This is a genomic window from Alteromonas sp. G4i35, assembly GCF_054960375.1.
The window spans coordinates 1-290 of sequence record NZ_JBHNZD010000086.1; the positions used below are offsets into that span (position 1 = coordinate 1).

1 protein-coding gene is annotated in these 290 nt (G+C 48.6%); it reads right to left on the minus strand.

What is annotated here, in order from left to right; all coding sequences use genetic code 11:
* A partial coding sequence (locus ACFI6L_RS20345; RefSeq protein WP_462574708.1) for a Tn3 family transposase occupies window positions 1-290 on the minus strand: 290 nt, incomplete at both ends.

Consider the following 290-nt stretch of genomic DNA (forward strand, 5'->3'; position numbering starts at 1 on the left):
AAGATGACTCAGTATCGCGGAGTTGAAGTAGATGATCGCGTTGGCAAGCAATCTTGCGCATTCATTCCAGATAGCGATTTCAGACTCGTTTTTGCCACGGAACTGATCACCATTCACCGACGCAATGGCTCGTCTAAGGAAGTGCCATGCTTCTCCCCGGTTCAGGGCACGTTGCACATACTGCCGCAAACTGGCATCGTCGATGTAGTCAAGTAAATATTGCGCTTTAACCAGTCGATTATACTCCGTCAGAGCCTGTAATATTGGGTGTCCAGAAGGGTAACCAGACA